Consider the following 15,575-nt stretch of genomic DNA (forward strand, 5'->3'; position numbering starts at 1 on the left):
AGTGCTGCGTTCATGGCTTCGTCTCCCCGCCGGTAGCGGCCTGGCCGCTTTCCTTCAGGGCCTTGGTGACTTCGGGCGGCATGTATTTCTCGTCGTGCTTGGCCAGCACTTCATCGGCTACCACCACACCGTCGGCATTGAGCTTGCCAAGGGCGACGATGCCCTGCCCTTCGCGGAACAGGTCGGGGAGGATGCCGCGGTAGGTGATGGGTACCGACTTGTTAAAGTCGGTTACCACGAAACGCACGTCCAGCGAGTCGGCCGAACGCTGCACCGAGCCTTTCTCCACCATGCCGCCGGCGCGGATGCGCGTGTCCAGCGGGGCTTCGCCGTTGGCGATCTGGGTCGGTGTATAGAACAGGTTGATGTTCTGCTGCAATGCGCTCAAGGCAAAGCCGACGGCAACCCCGACGCCGACCAGCAGGCCGACGATGAGCAACAGGCGTTTCTTGCGCTGCGGATTCACTGGTTGTTCTCCCGGCGCAAACGGCGCGCCTCTTCTTGCAAATAGCGACGACGGGCCAGCAGTGGCGCACCGACATTCAGCGCCAGCACCGCCAGGCAGATGCCATAGGCCGACCACACGTACAGGCCATGGTGGCCCATGGCGAGAAAGTCACCGAAGGTGGCAAAGCTCATTGTGCGGCCCTCCGTCCCAGGCTGTTCAATACTTCGTCCCTGACCCAACTGGCGCGTGCTTCGCGCTTGAGCACTTCAAGGCGCATGCGCAGCAGCAGTACGGTGCCGAAGAAACAGTAGAAACCCAGCGCCGTGCACAACAGCGGCAACCACATTTCGGCCGGCATCGCCGGCTTTTCGGTAAGGGTGAAGGTGGCGCCCTGGTGCAGGGTGTTCCACCACTCCACTGAATACTTGATGATCGGGATATTCACCACACCGACAATCGCAAGCACCGCACAGGCCTTGGCTGCACTGTCACGATTACTGATCGCCTGGCCCAGCGCAATAATGCCGAAGTACAGGAACAGCAGGATGAGCATGGACGTAAGGCGGGCATCCCACACCCACCAGCTGCCCCAGGTCGGCTTGCCCCAGATGGCGCCGGTAACCAGGGCCACGGCGGTCATCCAGGCGCCAATGGGCGCGGCACATTGCAGGGCGACGTCGGCCAGTTTCATCTTCCACACCAGCCCCACCACCCCGGCCACCGCCAGTAGCACATAGCAGGACTGCGCCAGCATCGCCGCCGGCACGTGGATATAGATGATGCGGAAGCTGTTGCCTTGCTGGTAGTCCTGGGGGGCGAAGGCCAGGCCCCAGGTGATGCCGACCAGCAGCAGGAGCACGGCAGCACCGGCCAGCCACGGCAGCATGCGGCCGCTGATGGCATAGAACCATTTCGGGGAGCCCAGCTTGTGGAACCACGTCCAGCTTATTTTCATCAGGGTACATCCAGGGTATTTGCCGGGCTTGAGAGCCCGGGACTCGTTATTCGCCGACGCTGATCTTCAGGCCGGCCGCTATCGCAAAGGGTGCCAGGGTAACGGCCAGGGCCGTCAGGCTGGCGAGCCAGAGCAGATGGCCGGTTGCCGGCATATTTTGCAACGCCGCTTGCAACGCACCACTGCCCAGGATCAATACAGGGATATACAACGGCAGAATCAGCAACGCCAGTAACAAACCTCCGCGTTTAAGGCCGACTGTCAGTGCTGCACCTACCGCGCCCAGCAAGCTCAATACCGGCGTACCCAGCAGCAGCGAACCGAGCAGCACCGGCAGGCAATGGCTTGGCAGCCCCAGCATCAGTGCCAGCAGTGGCGCCAACAATACCAGCGCCAGCCCGGAAAAGATCCAGTGCGCCAGCACCTTGGCCAGCACCAGCAGCGGCAGTGGGTGCGGCGACAGCACCCATTGCTCCAGCGAGCCGTCCTCGAAATCGCTGCGGAACAGGCCGTCCAGCGACAACAACACGGCCAGCAACGCCGCCACCCAGACCAGGCCCGGCGACAAGGTTTGCAACAATTGGCTTTCCGGGCCGACCGCCAGCGGGAACATGGCCACGACAATGGCGAAGAACACCAACGGGTTGGCCAGTTCGGCCGGGCGACGGAACAGCAGGCGCGCTTCGCGGCGCAGCAACAAAATGAATACGCTCATGCAGCCCATTGCCCCAGGTTCAGTTCTCGGTAACCGGAGGGCTTGCGTTCCAGTGTGTGGTGAGTCGTCAGCACCACCGTGCCGCCCCGCTCGCAGTGGGCTGCCAGGTGCGCTTCAAGCTGCGCCACGCCTTGCTTGTCGAGCGCGGTGAACGGCTCGTCGAGAATCCATAGCGGCGGGCAAGCCAGGTGCAACCGAGCCAGCGCCACGCGGCGCTGCTGGCCGGCCGACAGGGTATGGCAGGGGACGTCTTCGAAACCGCGCAGGCCGACAGCCTCCAGCGCCGCCCAGATCGCCTCGCGGCTGGCCGGCTGGTGCAAGGCGCACAGCCAGGTGAGATTCTCCTCGGCGGTGAGCAAGTCCTTGATGCCAGCGGCGTGGCCAATCCACAGCAGGGCGCTGGCCAGGGCATGACGCTGCTCTGCCAGTGGCTTGCCACCCAGCAGAATCTGCCCGGCTGTCGGCTGCATCAGCCCGGCCAACAGGCGCAACAGGCTGGTCTTGCCACTGCCGTTGGGGCCACTGATCTGCAGCATGTCACCGGCGCCCAGCTCGAAATCGAGCTGTTCGAACAGCAGGCGCCAGTCGCGCTCGCAGGCCAGGCCCGCGGCTTGGAGGTGAAGGGTCACGGTTTCGCCTTATCTTCAGTAGGGCTTTGGAGCGGCGTCGCCTGTTTCGCGGGTGAACCCGCTCCCACAGAACCCTGTAGGAGCGGGTTCACCCGCGAAACAGGCGACGCCGCTCCAGAACCCTTGTGTCTCAAGTCGCCCCGCGCGCTGCCGTTATACTGGCAACCACGGGCGCTCGGCATTATTACACGCGCCGCCGCGCTGCCAAGAGGCCGGGCTCGACAGGTTGTATACAATCATGACTGAAATCAATAGTCTCGGCGCACAAACCGCGATCAACAGCCAAGCCATGAAGGCGGGCACGACCGGCGAACTGCTGCGCCTTATCCAGGCACAGCCCGGGTTGCTGGCCCCCGGCGAAACCGCGCAAGCCGAGGTTTTATCGTTGCGCCAGGCGGGCCAGGACTTTCAGCTGGTGCTAAGGCTGATGCAGGCCAACGGCGTGCAGACCCAACTACAGGCCAACGCCAGCCAGCCGCTGCCCCAAGGCAGCCAGATCACCGTCAGCCAGACCGAAAGCAATCGCCTGGCGATCATGTTGCAACAGGCCAGCGCCAGCCAGGTCGCCACCCTCACCCAGCTGGACACCAGCAAGGTGCCGGTCGGCACCTTGCTGCAAGGCAAGGTCCTGACCAACCAACCGCTGGCTCAGGCACCCGGCCAACCGGCCGTGTACCGGGCGCTGGTCAGCTTGCTCAACAGCACCCAGGCCGGTGCCACGCTGAGCATCGACAGCCCGCGTCCGCTGGCCATTGGCAGCCTGCTCAGCGCCCTGGTGCAGGGTGATCAGTCATTGCGCTTCGTGCCGCTCAGCGGCAGGCAGGACCAACTCAGCATTGCCCAACAGCTGCTGACACAGCAAAACCGTCAAGCCTCGCTGCCCGGCCTGCTCAACACCCTGCAACAGCTCACCCGCGACCCAGGCGTCGATGGCGAGCTGCGCGCCAGCGCCGAACGCCTGCTGGCCGGCCTGCCGGACGCCCGACAACTGGGCGACGCCAAGGCAGTGGCCCAGGCCCTGAACAACAGCGGCAGCTTTCTCGAAGCGAAGCTGCTGAGTGGGTCCACCGCCAGCGTCGACACCGACCTCAAAGCACATTTACTGCGGCTGATGGCCCAGGCCCCTGCCCTCCCGGCAGGGGCCACCACTCTGAGCCCCGCCAACCTGGCCCTGACCATGCCGATACTGGCGCGCAGCGCACTGGGCATGCTCGAGCGGGTCAGCCCCAAGCCGCAGCCGGGCGCGTTCCCATTACCGTCGCGCCTGCTCAAGGCCCTGGAAGAGGAAGGCGACCTGCAACAGCTGCTGCGCCTGGCTGCCGCTGCTGTTTCACGTTTGCAGAGCCACGCCATGAGCAGCCTGCAACAAACCGGCACGCTGGAAAACGGCAACCTGCAGACCACCTGGCAAACCGAAGTGCCGATCCGCCACGGCCAGGACTTCATCCCGCTGCAAGTCAAACTGCAGCGCGAAGAAACCCCACAACAACAGGCCGACCGCCAACATGAAGCCCAAAACCCTCGGCAAGCCCTGTGGCGCATCGAGCTGGCCTTCGACTTGTCCCCGCTCGGCCCCCTGCAAGTGCAGGCGCAACTGAGCGAGGGCCGCCTGAGCGGGCAGCTATGGGCGGAGCGCGAGCAGACCGCGCGGTTGATCGACGCCCAGCTTGGCGCGCTGCGCGCGCGCCTGGTGGCCCGGGGCCTGGAAGTCGGCGACCTGGAGTGCCACCCGGGCATCCCGCCGCAGGGGCCACGCACACGGATGGAACAACGCTGGGTGGACGAAACCGCATGAACGATACGACACCACGCCAAGCCATAGCGCTGAACTACGACGGCCATCAGGCACCGACCCTCACCGCCAAGGGCGACGAGGACCTGGCCGAGGCCATCCTTGCGCTCGCCCGCGAACACGAAGTGCCGATCTACGAAAACGCCGAGCTGGTGCGCCTGCTGGCGCGGCTGGAGCTGGGCGATCAAATACCCGAAGCGCTGTACCTGACCATTGCCGAGATCATCGCCTTCGCCTGGCAACTGCGCGGCAAGGTACCCGCCGGCTTCGATGATCCGCCCCCGGCAGAGCGCGATATCACCCCACCATTGCCCCTGCTGCCCGGCACTGGCCAGTAACTATCTACCACCCCCTCCCCCTCCATGCGCCCAACCTTGTCGGCTTCCCACGTACAAGGTGACCGTCATGATCGACAGCAGAATCAACGCCAAAGGCGTGCAGTTCGTAGTAGACCATCTGGCCAACATCCCACGCCCGGACCGCGAAGCCAATCGCTTGATCCGGCAGTGGCTTGCCGGGCAAGGTGTGCATATCGACCCCGATCGCGTCGATGTGGTCACCCTGCACTACCGGCCGGATGACCAAGGGTATGTGGCAGCGATCCAGCAGACCCAGAGCATGACCCAGGCGCTGCTGGGCAACTGGCAAGGGGAGTCCGATAACAACCTCATCGGCGCGCTGTTCGCCAACCCTTGGGCAGGCACCTTCCCCCAAGGGCCGTTGAAGCTGGTCGATCGCCTGCCAGCGCTGGGCTTTGGCCATCAGGGCGCAGCCTTCGAAGTGTACAACGGCCTGTTCCAGCGATCGTCCCCTGCCCGTTACGATGCCTCGACCCACGTTCAGGTACCGGCTGAAGCTTTCCAGCGGTTCATAGACGCGCTGGATTTTCACAGGCCGTTCAAAGCCATGCTCGACACGTACTGGCAGGAGCATCAGGACAGTCACCGCCTGGCCAGCAAGCTCAATTTCATCGCCGCCTGCAACGCCCAGGTCAGCCAGGGGCGCCTGAGCGATGCCGCCAGGGAGCTGGCATGGCAAGCCGCCGGCATGATGCCGCAGCGTTTCAAGATACGGGTGAGCACGCTGAGCATCTATGGCTATGCGGCCACCGACCTGCTGTACATCAATGCCCCCCACAGCGATCTGACCCTGCTGTACATGCCAGGTAACAGCTCGCCCTTGCTCGAATTCGCCAGCGAGAACCTGCTCAAGGACTGGGTGGGCGATCAGTGCAAGGACCCCGCCCGACGCGAGGCACTCAAACAACACTTCAGGCTTGCCGACCGCCCTCAGGGCCTCGATTTCAGCGGCCTGGACACCGCGCTCGAGGGCCTTGGCGACTATCCGGTTCGGCACCGGCTGCCGCCTGAACATGGTTATTTCAACGATGATGGCGTCTGGCCCCCCAGAACCTACGTGAACTACAAACCTGGCAAGTACAACCCCAAACTGACCGGGGATATGTTCGCAGCCCTGACCGAGCGCCAGCGCCAGCGCAGCTACGACGATGCCGATTTTGTCATCACCACCGATAGCCAGGTTACCAAAGCCAAATGGCGAGGCTACCTCACCAATACGCTCAACCTGCTAGCGCCACTGTGCCTGGTGGTGCCGGGGCTGGCGCCCCTGCTGGCGCTCGGTGGCATTGCCCAGTTGGGCCTGGGCCTGGATCAGGTGATCAACGGCCACAGCCTGAAAGCCAAACAGGATGGGGTGGGCGACATCGCCTGGGGGCTGTTCAACGCCGTACCGCTGGCAACGGAGGGCACAGCAGGCATCAAGGCCCTGTTCGAGTTCAAAAGCGATGGTTTTGTCATGCCGCGCGAGGTCAACGGGCAGCTCGGCTATCCGTTGAGCCCGACCAGCCCACCGCGGCTTCCAGAGCCAGAAGGCGCGGAGTACTTCCACAACCACGAGCCCATTGCACCCCTTGATGACGGCGACCCGGAGGTTGCCGGCGCGGTGATACGGTTGCCCCACTACGATGGCGAACTGGACGACCTGGAATGCAGCATCGAAACCTACAACGCGCGGGTGGTCTATGACATGGAGCGGAATGCGTTCATCCTCAAGGACGACGTCAACGAGGTCGATCCGCAAGCCTACGTGGCAGTCCCCGGCAGCCGTGACCTGGTGGCGCTCGACATGCCTCGGCCGGTAACCGACGCCATGCGCACGCGCACTTTGCGCGCCTTGGGTGTCGACCTGCCCCTGCCGGTGCAAATACCGACACGGGCGCCGGACAGCGCACCTATCCCAACACTCATATCCAGCCTCTGGGTCGGCAACAACGTCCTTGGCGAGCCATTGCTGGCCAACCTTGCCGCCAACGCAGCGCGCCTGAGCGACAGTGAATACAGCATGCGCCTGTTTCTGTCGAAGGCTTCGCCTACCGCCTACGAACAGAACGCAAGGCTATTGGCAGCCCGGGCGCCAGGGCTTCAGGTATTGCCGCTTGAAGAGCAAGGTTTCTTCCGGGCCTTCCGCCAGAGCCGCTATTACGCACAGTACGATGCAGCACTGGATGGCAACGGTGGCATCGCCACCAATTACGCGTCGGCGACGGATGTGCTGCGCTACCGAATGCTGCACCATGAGGGTGGGCTGTACATGGACGTAGACGATTTCCTGCTGCCGGACGGCAAGGGCGAAACGATCGACCAGGTCGAGCTGCACACCCCGCCCGATGGGCTGCTGCTGCCACCGCCGATGTGCAACGAAAAAATGAGCATGAATTGCCTGTACAACACCAGCCTCATAGGTAGCCACCCAGGCAACCCGGTGCTGGATGCGATCTCGGATGAAATGCTCGCACGCTACCAGGCCCATGCAGACTTTTACGACAGCCGACCGAGCCTGGAACAGGACCCTGGCAATTTCTACCGCTATGCCAACAAGCTCAGCTACCTCACCGGCCCGGCGCTGCTCACCGAGATGGTCGATCGCCATCTACCCGGCCTGCGGACCCTGCGCCAGATCATCAACTTGCACATCATGCCACGCGTCAACACCTACCCATTCATCGACGCCTCACAGGCCAATGCTGCCCTGAAGCAATTGCTGCCCCTGAACCGTTTTGCCGGCGTCGGCGGCAATCACTCCTGGGTTCGCAACTGAAATGCATGGGGAACTGAACGGGCCTGGCGGCGCCCTTCAGATCGAGCGACGCATGGGCGCCGCTCGATGTCCCAGGTGACGAGCCTGCTAACGAGGCTACCTGCCAGCCCCCGTCAAGGAGCCCGGTGCACCTTGCTCATCAACTCCGCCTCGGCCTGGGTCAGGCCGCAGCTCTGGGTCAACTCATCGACACTCGCCCCCATCCCCACCAGCTTGGCCGCCTGGCTAAAGGTAACGTTGCTGGGGTCGCGCTGCTCGAGGCGCTCCAGCCGGTCTGGCAGGGTAGCCACCGTCGCACGCAGCTCATGGATGGCCTCACCCATGCGCACAGTGCCGTTCTGGTAGTCATCCAGACGCTTGGCCAAGTCCTTGATGCGCTGGTCACGCAGCGCATCGCCCTCGGCCTGCTGCGCTGCCAGCTCGCGCTGGCGCTTGCTGTAGTTGAGGAAAAACCACAGGCTCAGCGCCCAGGCCAGCGCCAGGAAGATGACAGCAACCTGTAGAATCAACTCAGATGTTCTCCAGCTCGGACCACTCTTCCTCGGTCATCATCTTGTCCAGTTCGACCAGGATCAGCAGTTCGCCATTCTTGTTGCACACGCCCTGAATGAACTTGGCCGACTCTTCGTTACCCACGTTCGGCGCGGTCTCGATTTCGGACTGGCGCAGGTAAACCACTTCGGCCACGCTGTCGACCAGAATGCCGACCACTTGCTTGTCGGCTTCGATGATGACGATACGGGTGTTGTCGGTCACTTCGGTCGGCATCAGGCCAAAACGCTGACGCGTGTCGATCACCGTCACCACGTTACCGCGCAAGTTGATGATGCCCAGCACGTAGCTCGGCGCACCCGGCACCGGGGCAATCTCGGTGTAGCGCAGGACTTCCTGCACCTGCATCACATTGATGCCGTAGGACTCGTTGTCCAGACGGAAGGTAACCCACTGCAGGATCGGATCTTCGGAACCTTGTGCAGACGACTTTTTCATTCCCCTACCCTCAAAATCCGCCGTTGGCGGTATGTTCTGTGTCATTTCTGTTTGGCGTGCATCTGCTTGACCGCACCGCTGGCGATCAGCTCGGCCAGTGCGGCGACGTCGAGCAGTGCGCACATGTGTTCGATTACGGTGCCGGCCAGCCACGGGCGCTGGCCACGCTGGCTGCGCCACTTGATCTCCGACGGGTCCAGGCGCAGCGAGCGGCTGACCTGATGCACCGCCAGCCCCCATTCGTAGCCCTGCACCGAAATCACGTATTGCAGGCCCTGGCGAAAATCATCGCGGTAGCGGTCGGGCATTACCCAACGCGCAGTGTCCAGCACCTTCAGGTTGCCGGCCTGGCAGGTCAGGATGCCGAGGAACCAGTCGGGCTGGCCGAACAGTGGCGTCAGCTCCTGGCCAGCCAGGGTGTAGATCGAGCCCAGGCACACCAACGGCACCGCCAGGGTCAGGCCGGCAACGTCGAACAGCAGGCATTCGAACGGCTCGGCCGCCCACACCGGACGACCATCGACAGTGGCCGGGGGTACGGGCAGGTTGGGTGCCGGCAGATGCACATCGACCAGCGGCACAGCTGGTTCCACGGTTTGTTCTTCGACCAGTACCGGGATGCTGGCTTCGGCCACGACCTCCTGCTCGACCACCGTCACCACCGGGGCTTCCACTGGCATCACGCTGGTCAGCACCGCCAGACGGGGTTCGGCGAACGGCCGCGGGGCAAAGCTGGCGGCGGCTTCGGCGGGCTCAGGCCGGGCTGGCTGCCGGGCATCGCGTGCCTGCTCCTCGCGCACCGCCTCGGCGAACTCATCCGCCACTGCCGGCTGCTCGCTCAGGTCTTCGGCCTCGGTGGCCTCCTGCAGCAGGCCGTCCAGGTACGATTGCAGGGCCATCTGGGGCCGGGTGCTGGTTTGCCGGGTTTGAGTCATCAGGCCACCTGCACTGCGGTCTTGTAGGTGAGCAGGTGCTTGAGCAGCGCCCGGTAGGCGATCAACCCACGGCTCTTGCTGTCGAACTGCGAAGGCGTGACGCCCTTGCGACTGGCATCACGCAGGCGCGTATCCACCGGGATGTAGCCCTGCCACACATGCTGCCCGTAGGTGTCACGCAGCAACTTGAGGGTGCCCAGCGACGCCTGGGTACGACGGTCGAACAGGGTCGGTACGATCTGGTACGGCAGCGCCTGCTTGCGCGAACGGTTGACCATGGCCAAGGTGCCGACCATGCGCTCCAGGCCCTTCACGGCGAGGAACTCGGTTTGCACCGGGATCACAAGCTGCTGGCTGGCGGCCAGGGCATTGACCATCAGCACACCCAGCAAGGGTGGGCTGTCGATCAGGGCATAGTCGAAATCCTGCCACAGCTGCGCCAGACTCTTGGCGATTACCAGGCCCAGGCCATTCTGCCCTGGCGACTGGCGCTCCAGCACCGCCAGGGCGGTACTCGACGGCAGCAGCGAAATGCGCTCATCGCTGGTGGGCAGCAGCAGTTGCCCGGGCAAGCCTTCGGGCACCGTGCCCTTGTGCAGGAACAGGTCGTAGCAGCTGTGCTCCAGGGCGTCCGGGTTGTGCCCGAAGTAGCTGGTCATCGAGCCGTGCGGGTCGAGGTCGACGACAACCACGCGCTTGCCGGCCTCGGCCAGCAGGCCGGCCAGGGCAATGGTAGTGGTGGTCTTGCCGACACCACCTTTTTGATTGGCTACTGCCCAGACTCTCATCAAGCAAACTCTATCTATTGATTTGGCAGGGACACTGCCTTGCTCAAAATTCGAAAGCTCGCGCAATCAATGTAGGAGCGGGTTTACCCGCGAACACCGGTGCAACCGGTGCCATACACCGCGTCGCCCGGCTCGCGGGTAAACCCGCGCCTGCAGGGGACAGCGGCGACGGGGAATTGACGTATCACTGCCCCGCCACTGTTGCTCGTGTTGCCGGTGCACTTTGTGTGCCAGCACGGCGCAATGCGGCATCCGGTGTGGCATTGGCGCTGCCCGAGCCTGTCAGGCTGCGGCGCACTTCCAGGTTACGGGAAATCACCAGCACCACCCGGCGGTTGCGTGCGCGCCCTTCGGCGGTATCGTTGCTGGCCACCGGCTGGTACTCGCCGTAGCCTACCGAAGCCATGCGTGCCGGGTTGACGCCCTCCATGGCCAGCAGGCGCACGATGCTGGCCGCGCGCGCCGAGGACAACTCCCAGTTGGTGGGGTACTGCGCGGTGCGGATCGGCAGGTTGTCGGTGAAGCCTTCGACGTGCACCGGGTTGGCGAACGGCTTGAGGATGTTGGCCACCTTCTCGATGATCGCAAACGCCTTGTCACTGGGCATCGCATCACCGCTGCCAAACAGCAGCGATGAGTTGAGCTCGATCTCCACCCACAGCTCGTTGCCGCGCACAGTCATCTGGTCGCTGTTGATCAGGTCGCCGAAGGCATCGCGCACGTCATCGCTGATGGTTTTCAACGGGTCGACATTGGTCGCCGCCAGGCCCGCTTCGGTCTGCTCGCTGTCTTTGACCAGCGGTTGGGCCGGGCGAACGCTCAGCGGCTGCTCATCGCCAATCGGGATCGGCTTCATGCTGCGCTCGGGGTCGTTGAATACCCCTAGCAAAGCCTGGGAAATAACCTTGTACTTACCCTCGTTGATCGAGGAAATGGAATACATCACCACGAAGAAGGCGAACAGCAACGTGATGAAGTCGGCGTACGACACCAGCCAGCGCTCGTGGTTTTCGTGTTCCTCGGTATGACGACGGCGACGCATGGGTTACTCCATGAAGCCTTGCAGCTTCAGCTCGATCGAGCGCGGGTTTTCACCTTCGGCAATCGACAGCAGGCCTTCGAGCAGCATTTCACGGTAGCGCGACTGGCGCATGACGATGGCCTTGAGCTTGCTGGCGACCGGCAATAGCACAAGGTTGGCACTGGCCACACCGTAAATGGTCGCGACAAAGGCCACGGCAATGCCATTGCCCAGTTGCGACGGGTCGGCCAGATTGCCCATCACATGGATAAGGCCCATGACCGCCCCGATGATGCCGATGGTCGGCGCATAGCCGCCCATGCTTTCGAATACCTTGGCTGCCTGGATGTCACGGCCTTCCTGGGTAAGGAAGTCGACCTCAAGGATGCTGCGGATCGCTTCCGGCTCGGCGCCATCCACCAGCAGTTGCAGGCCCTTGCGCGCATAGGGGTCGGGCTCGCTGTCCGCTACCCCTTCCAGGCCCAGCAGGCCTTCTTTGCGAGCGGTCAGGCTCCAGTTCACCACACGGTCGATGCCGCCCGCCAGATCGACCCGCGGCGGAAACAGGATCCAACGCAAAATCTGCAAGGCACGCTTGAACGACGACAGCGGCGACTGCAACAACGCCGCCGCCAGGGTGCCTCCCAGCACGATCAGAGCCGCCGGGCCATTGACCAGAGCACCGACATGACCGCCTTCAAGGAAGTTGCCACCGACGATGGCAACGAAAGCCAGAATCAAACCGATCAGGCTGAGGACATCCATCAGACGCACGCCTCCACCAGGTGCTTGCCGATTTCATCCAGGCTGTACACGGCATCCGCCAGGTTGGCCTTGACGATGGCCATGGGCATGCCATAAATCACGCAGCTGGCTTCATCCTGGGCCCACACCGTGCTGCCCCCCTGCTTGAGCAGGCGCGCGCCCTCGCGGCCATCGGCGCCCATGCCGGTGAGCACCACCGACAACACCTTGTCGCCGTACGACTTGGCCGCCGAACCGAAGGTGATGTCCACGCACGGCTTGTAGTTCAGGCGCTCGTCGCCGGGCAGGATCTTCACTGTGCCACGGCCATCGATCATCATCTGCTTGCCACCGGGGGCCAGCAGGGCCAGGCCCGGGCGCAGCATGTCGCCGTCTTCGGCTTCCTTGACGCTGATGCGGCACAGCTTGTCCAGGCGTTCGGCAAACGCTTTGGTGAACGCCGCCGGCATGTGCTGGATCAACACGATCGGCGCCGGGAAATTGGCCGGCAGCTGGGTCAGTACCCGCTGCAGCGCCACCGGCCCCCCCGTGGAGGTACCGATGGCCACCAGTTTGTAGGGTTTGCGCTTGGGTGCCGGCGACTGCGAGGCCGCCGGTGTCGGGGCCGCAGCACGGGCAGGTGCTGCCGGGCGCGTCTGCGCCTGGCTGGCGAAAGTGCTGGCGGGCGCTGGCGCGGCGACCGGCGCCGTTCTGGCATAGCTGCCGATCCGGCGGTTACTGCGCGAAATGGTGTGCACCTTCTCGCACAGCAACTGCTTGACCTTGTCAGGGTTGCGCGAGATGTCCTCGAAGTTTTTCGGCAGGTAGTCCACTGCGCCGGCATCCAGCGCGTCGAGGGTGACGCGGGCGCCTTCATGGGTCAGCGACGAGAACATCAATACGGGCGTCGGGCAGCGCTGCATGATGTGCCGCACGGCGGTAATGCCATCCATCATGGGCATTTCGTAGTCCATGGTGATCACATCGGGCTTGAGCGCCAGCGCCTGGTCGATTGCTTCCTTGCCGTTGGTCGCGGTACCCACTACCTGGATCGTTGGATCCGCCGAGAGGATTTCCGAGACACGGCGGCGGAAGAAACCAGAATCATCCACCACCAGGACCTTGACTGCCATAAACACTCCATTAGGCGGCGCAACCCGCCAGGGCGCGCCACCGAAATCAAATACGCCGCGCGGCGTAACGCTTGAGCATGCTCGGGACGTCGAGAATCAACGCGATGCGACCGTCGCCGGTAATGGTGGCCCCGGACATGCCCGGGGTGCCTTGCAGCATCTTGCCCAGCGGCTTGATGACCACTTCTTCCTGGCCCACCAGTTGGTCAACGACAAAACCGATGCGCTGGGTGCCGACCGACAGAATCACCACGTGGCCTTCGTGCTGCTCTTCGTGCACCTGGCCCTGGACCAGCCAGCGCTTGAGGTAGAACAGCGGCAGCGCCTTGTCGCGCACGATCACCACTTCCTGGCCGTCGACCACGTTGGTGCGCGACAGGTCGAGGTGGAAGATCTCGTTGACGTTGACCAGCGGGAAGGCGAACGCCTGGTTGCCCAACATCACCATCAGGGTGGGCATGATCGCCAGGGTCAGCGGCACCTTGATGACGATCTTGGAGCCTTGGCCCTTGGCCGAGAAAATGTTGATCGAGCCGTTGAGCTGGGAGATCTTGGTTTTCACCACGTCCATGCCCACGCCACGCCCGGACACATCGGAAATCTCGGTCTTGGTCGAGAAGCCAGGGGCGAAGATCAGGTTGTAGCAGTCCGACTCGCTCAGGCGCTCGGCGGCGTCCTTGTCCATCAGGCCCTTTTCCACGGCCTTGGCGCGCAGGATGTTCGGGTCCATGCCCTTGCCGTCGTCCGAGATCGACAGCAGGATGTGGTCGCCTTCCTGTTCGGCCGACAGCACTACGCGGCCGGTACGTGCCTTGCCAGACGTTTCACGCTCGTCGGGCATCTCGATACCGTGGTCGACCGCATTGCGCACCAAGTGCACCAGCGGGTCGGCCAAGGCTTCTACGAGGTTCTTGTCAAGGTCGGTCTCTTCGCCGACCAGCTCCAGATTGATCTCTTTCTTCAACTGGCGCGCCAGGTCGCGGACCAGGCGCGGGAAGCGGCCGAAGACTTTCTTGATCGGCTGCATACGGGTTTTCATCACCGCGGTCTGCAGGTCGGCGGTGACCACGTCAAGGTTGGACACGGCCTTGGACATGGCCTCGTCGCCGCTGTTCAGGCCCAGGCGCACCAGACGGTTACGCACCAGCACCAGTTCGCCGACCATGTTCATGATCTCGTCCAGGCGCGCGGTATCGACGCGTACCGTGGTTTCCGCTTCGCTGGCGGCATGCTTTTCAGCGGCCGGGGCCGGCGCGCGAGGCGCCGCGGCAGGTTTGCTGGCCGGCGAAGGCGCTGGCGCTGGCGCGGCAGCGGGCTTGGCCACCGGCGGGCTTTCGGCCTTGGCGGCAGCCGGCGCTTGCGCCTGGACAGCAGCCGGGGCCTCTACAGCGGCAACATCGCCACCGAACTTGCCCTTGCCGTGCAACTGGTCCAGCAGGGCTTCGAACTCGTGCTCGCTGATTTCATCGCTGGCGGCACTGTTGTCGGGTGCGGCAGGCGCTGGTGCCTGGGCGGCTGGCAAGGCGCCAGCCTGGAAGGTGCCCTTGCCATGCAGCTGGTCGAGCAGCGATTCGAATTCGGCGTCGGTGATCTCATCACTGACCGCTTCGCTGCTGACGGCCACCGGCGGCGCGGCAACCTCGGCATTGAACTGGCCCTTGCCGTGCAACTGGTCGAGCAGCGATTCGAACTCGGCGTCGGTGATTTCATCACCCGCACCGCTGACAGTCTCGCCCTGCATCTGCTCGTCGGCCGCCGCTTGCGCCTTGATCGCATCGAGCGAATCGAGCAACTGCTCGAATTCACTGTCAGTGATGTCCTGGTGTTGCTCCTCGGCCTCGGCCGGCGCGGCAACCGACACGTCGGCAACCGGTGCCGGTGCAGGCGCTGCAACAGTTTCGGCTGCGCCAGGTTCGGCCAGGCGCGACAACGCTGCCAGCAGTGCGGGGGTGGCCGGTGTCACTTCGGCACGCTCGCGCACCTGGCCAAACATGCTGTTGACCGTATCCAGTGCCTCGAGCACCACATCCATCAGTTCCGCATCGACCCGGCGCTCACCTTTGCGCAGGACGTCGAACACGTTCTCGGCGATATGGCAGCACTCCACCAGTTCGTTCAGCTGGAGGAAGCCGGCGCCCCCTTTTACAGTGTGGAAACCGCGAAAGATCGCATTGAGCAGGTCGGCATCGTCAGGTCGGCTTTCCAGCTCGACCAGTTGCTCGGACAATTGCTCAAGAATTTCGCCGGCTTCTACCAGGAAATCCTGGAGGATTTCTTCATCGGCGCCGAAGCTCATCAAACGTGCTCC

The 15,575-nt window shown here is 63.6% G+C and carries 16 protein-coding genes; 3 read left to right on the plus strand and 13 right to left on the minus strand.

The features are described from left to right. Nucleotides 1–10: 10 nt before the first annotated feature. The 5 genes from ccmE to ccmA are packed head-to-tail and all read right to left on the minus strand — an operon-like array spanning nucleotide 11 to nucleotide 2,747. Nucleotides 11–466, minus strand: coding sequence for a cytochrome c maturation protein CcmE (ccmE, locus tag AA098_RS19715; RefSeq protein WP_004577458.1), 456 nt, complete (start codon nucleotides 464–466; stop codon nucleotides 11–13). Beyond that, on the minus strand, nucleotides 463–639 hold the full coding sequence (ccmD, locus tag AA098_RS19720; RefSeq protein WP_003254380.1) for a heme exporter protein CcmD: 177 nt from the start codon (nucleotides 637–639) through the stop codon (nucleotides 463–465). Before ccmD ends, ccmE begins: the two co-directional genes overlap by 4 nt. Then, entirely contained in the window at nucleotides 636–1,403 is a 768-nt protein-coding gene (locus tag AA098_RS19725; protein ID WP_003254381.1) for a heme ABC transporter permease, read from the minus strand. The genes ccmD and AA098_RS19725 overlap by 4 nt, the downstream gene beginning before the upstream one ends. A gap of 46 nt (nucleotides 1,404–1,449) precedes the next feature. Then, nucleotides 1,450–2,118, minus strand: coding sequence for a heme exporter protein CcmB (ccmB, locus tag AA098_RS19730; protein ID WP_003254382.1), 669 nt, complete (start codon nucleotides 2,116–2,118; stop codon nucleotides 1,450–1,452). Further along, a complete protein-coding gene (ccmA, locus tag AA098_RS19735) occupies nucleotides 2,115–2,747 on the minus strand; it encodes a cytochrome c biogenesis heme-transporting ATPase CcmA (protein ID WP_004577457.1) in 633 nt (210 codons plus the stop codon). The genes ccmB and ccmA overlap by 4 nt, the downstream gene beginning before the upstream one ends. Before the next feature lie 238 nt (nucleotides 2,748–2,985). Between ccmA and AA098_RS19740 the strand changes: the two genes are divergently transcribed. From AA098_RS19740 to AA098_RS19750, 3 genes are all read left to right on the plus strand, one after another. Continuing rightward, a complete protein-coding gene (locus AA098_RS19740) occupies nucleotides 2,986–4,542 on the plus strand; it encodes a flagellar hook-length control protein FliK (protein WP_060538974.1) in 1,557 nt (518 codons plus the stop codon). Further along, a complete protein-coding gene (locus tag AA098_RS19745) occupies nucleotides 4,539–4,877 on the plus strand; it encodes an EscU/YscU/HrcU family type III secretion system export apparatus switch protein (RefSeq protein WP_003254388.1) in 339 nt (112 codons plus the stop codon). The genes AA098_RS19740 and AA098_RS19745 overlap by 4 nt, the downstream gene beginning before the upstream one ends. Nucleotides 4,878–4,944: 67 nt before the next feature. After that, on the plus strand, nucleotides 4,945–7,656 hold the full coding sequence (locus AA098_RS19750) for a dermonecrotic toxin domain-containing protein (protein WP_064614940.1): 2,712 nt from the start codon (nucleotides 4,945–4,947) through the stop codon (nucleotides 7,654–7,656). 113 nt (nucleotides 7,657–7,769) lie between these two features. Here AA098_RS19750 and AA098_RS19755 read toward each other — a convergent pair whose 3' ends face one another. The 8 genes from AA098_RS19755 to AA098_RS19790 form a co-directional block, all read right to left on the minus strand. Continuing rightward, nucleotides 7,770–8,165, minus strand: coding sequence for a DUF2802 domain-containing protein (locus AA098_RS19755; protein WP_054889626.1), 396 nt, complete (start codon nucleotides 8,163–8,165; stop codon nucleotides 7,770–7,772). A 1-nt stretch (nucleotide 8,166) separates the two neighbouring features. Further along, nucleotides 8,167–8,646 carry a chemotaxis protein CheW gene (locus tag AA098_RS19760; protein ID WP_003254393.1) on the minus strand — a complete coding sequence of 160 codons (480 nt, stop codon included), beginning with the start codon at nucleotides 8,644–8,646 and terminating at the stop codon, nucleotides 8,167–8,169. A 41-nt stretch (nucleotides 8,647–8,687) separates the two neighbouring features. Next, complete coding sequence (locus tag AA098_RS19765; RefSeq protein ID WP_003254394.1) at nucleotides 8,688–9,581, minus strand: CheW domain-containing protein; 894 nt, start codon at nucleotides 9,579–9,581, stop codon at nucleotides 8,688–8,690. Next, nucleotides 9,581–10,369, minus strand: a complete 789-nt coding sequence (locus AA098_RS19770) for a ParA family protein (RefSeq protein WP_003254396.1) — start codon at nucleotides 10,367–10,369, stop codon at nucleotides 9,581–9,583. Before AA098_RS19770 ends, AA098_RS19765 begins: the two co-directional genes overlap by 1 nt. A 184-nt stretch (nucleotides 10,370–10,553) precedes the next feature. Next, a complete protein-coding gene (motD, locus tag AA098_RS19775; protein ID WP_003254397.1) occupies nucleotides 10,554–11,411 on the minus strand; it encodes a flagellar motor protein MotD in 858 nt (285 codons plus the stop codon). A 3-nt stretch (nucleotides 11,412–11,414) separates the two neighbouring features. After that, on the minus strand, nucleotides 11,415–12,155 hold the full coding sequence (locus AA098_RS19780; protein WP_003254399.1) for a flagellar motor protein: 741 nt from the start codon (nucleotides 12,153–12,155) through the stop codon (nucleotides 11,415–11,417). Continuing rightward, nucleotides 12,155–13,267, minus strand: a complete 1,113-nt coding sequence (locus tag AA098_RS19785; RefSeq protein ID WP_003254400.1) for a chemotaxis response regulator protein-glutamate methylesterase — start codon at nucleotides 13,265–13,267, stop codon at nucleotides 12,155–12,157. Before AA098_RS19785 ends, AA098_RS19780 begins: the two co-directional genes overlap by 1 nt. 46 nt (nucleotides 13,268–13,313) lie before the next feature. Continuing rightward, nucleotides 13,314–15,563, minus strand: a complete 2,250-nt coding sequence (locus tag AA098_RS19790) for a chemotaxis protein CheA (RefSeq protein WP_054889625.1) — start codon at nucleotides 15,561–15,563, stop codon at nucleotides 13,314–13,316. Nucleotides 15,564–15,575: the final 12 nt, after the last annotated feature.

This window comes from Pseudomonas sp. JY-Q, assembly GCF_001655295.1.
GTDB lineage: Bacteria > Pseudomonadota > Gammaproteobacteria > Pseudomonadales > Pseudomonadaceae > Aquipseudomonas > Aquipseudomonas alloputida.

Coding starts and splice junctions, on each gene's coding strand:
- ccmD (WP_003254380.1), bottom strand. CDS start 639: ATGAGCTTTGCCACCTTCGGTGACTTTCTCGCCATGGGCCACCATGGC.
- AA098_RS19725 (WP_003254381.1), bottom strand. CDS start 1,403: ATGAAAATAAGCTGGACGTGGTTCCACAAGCTGGGCTCCCCGAAATGG.
- ccmB (WP_003254382.1), bottom strand. CDS start 2,118: ATGAGCGTATTCATTTTGTTGCTGCGCCGCGAAGCGCGCCTGCTGTTC.
- AA098_RS19740 (WP_060538974.1), top strand. CDS start 2,986: ATGACTGAAATCAATAGTCTCGGCGCACAAACCGCGATCAACAGCCAA.
- AA098_RS19745 (WP_003254388.1), top strand. CDS start 4,539: ATGAACGATACGACACCACGCCAAGCCATAGCGCTGAACTACGACGGC.
- AA098_RS19750 (WP_064614940.1), top strand. CDS start 4,945: ATGATCGACAGCAGAATCAACGCCAAAGGCGTGCAGTTCGTAGTAGAC.
- AA098_RS19760 (WP_003254393.1), bottom strand. CDS start 8,646: ATGAAAAAGTCGTCTGCACAAGGTTCCGAAGATCCGATCCTGCAGTGG.
- AA098_RS19765 (WP_003254394.1), bottom strand. CDS start 9,581: ATGACTCAAACCCGGCAAACCAGCACCCGGCCCCAGATGGCCCTGCAA.
- AA098_RS19770 (WP_003254396.1), bottom strand. CDS start 10,369: ATGAGAGTCTGGGCAGTAGCCAATCAAAAAGGTGGTGTCGGCAAGACC.
- motD (WP_003254397.1), bottom strand. CDS start 11,411: ATGCGTCGCCGTCGTCATACCGAGGAACACGAAAACCACGAGCGCTGG.
- AA098_RS19780 (WP_003254399.1), bottom strand. CDS start 12,155: ATGGATGTCCTCAGCCTGATCGGTTTGATTCTGGCTTTCGTTGCCATC.
- AA098_RS19785 (WP_003254400.1), bottom strand. CDS start 13,267: ATGGCAGTCAAGGTCCTGGTGGTGGATGATTCTGGTTTCTTCCGCCGC.
- AA098_RS19790 (WP_054889625.1), bottom strand. CDS start 15,563: ATGAGCTTCGGCGCCGATGAAGAAATCCTCCAGGATTTCCTGGTAGAA.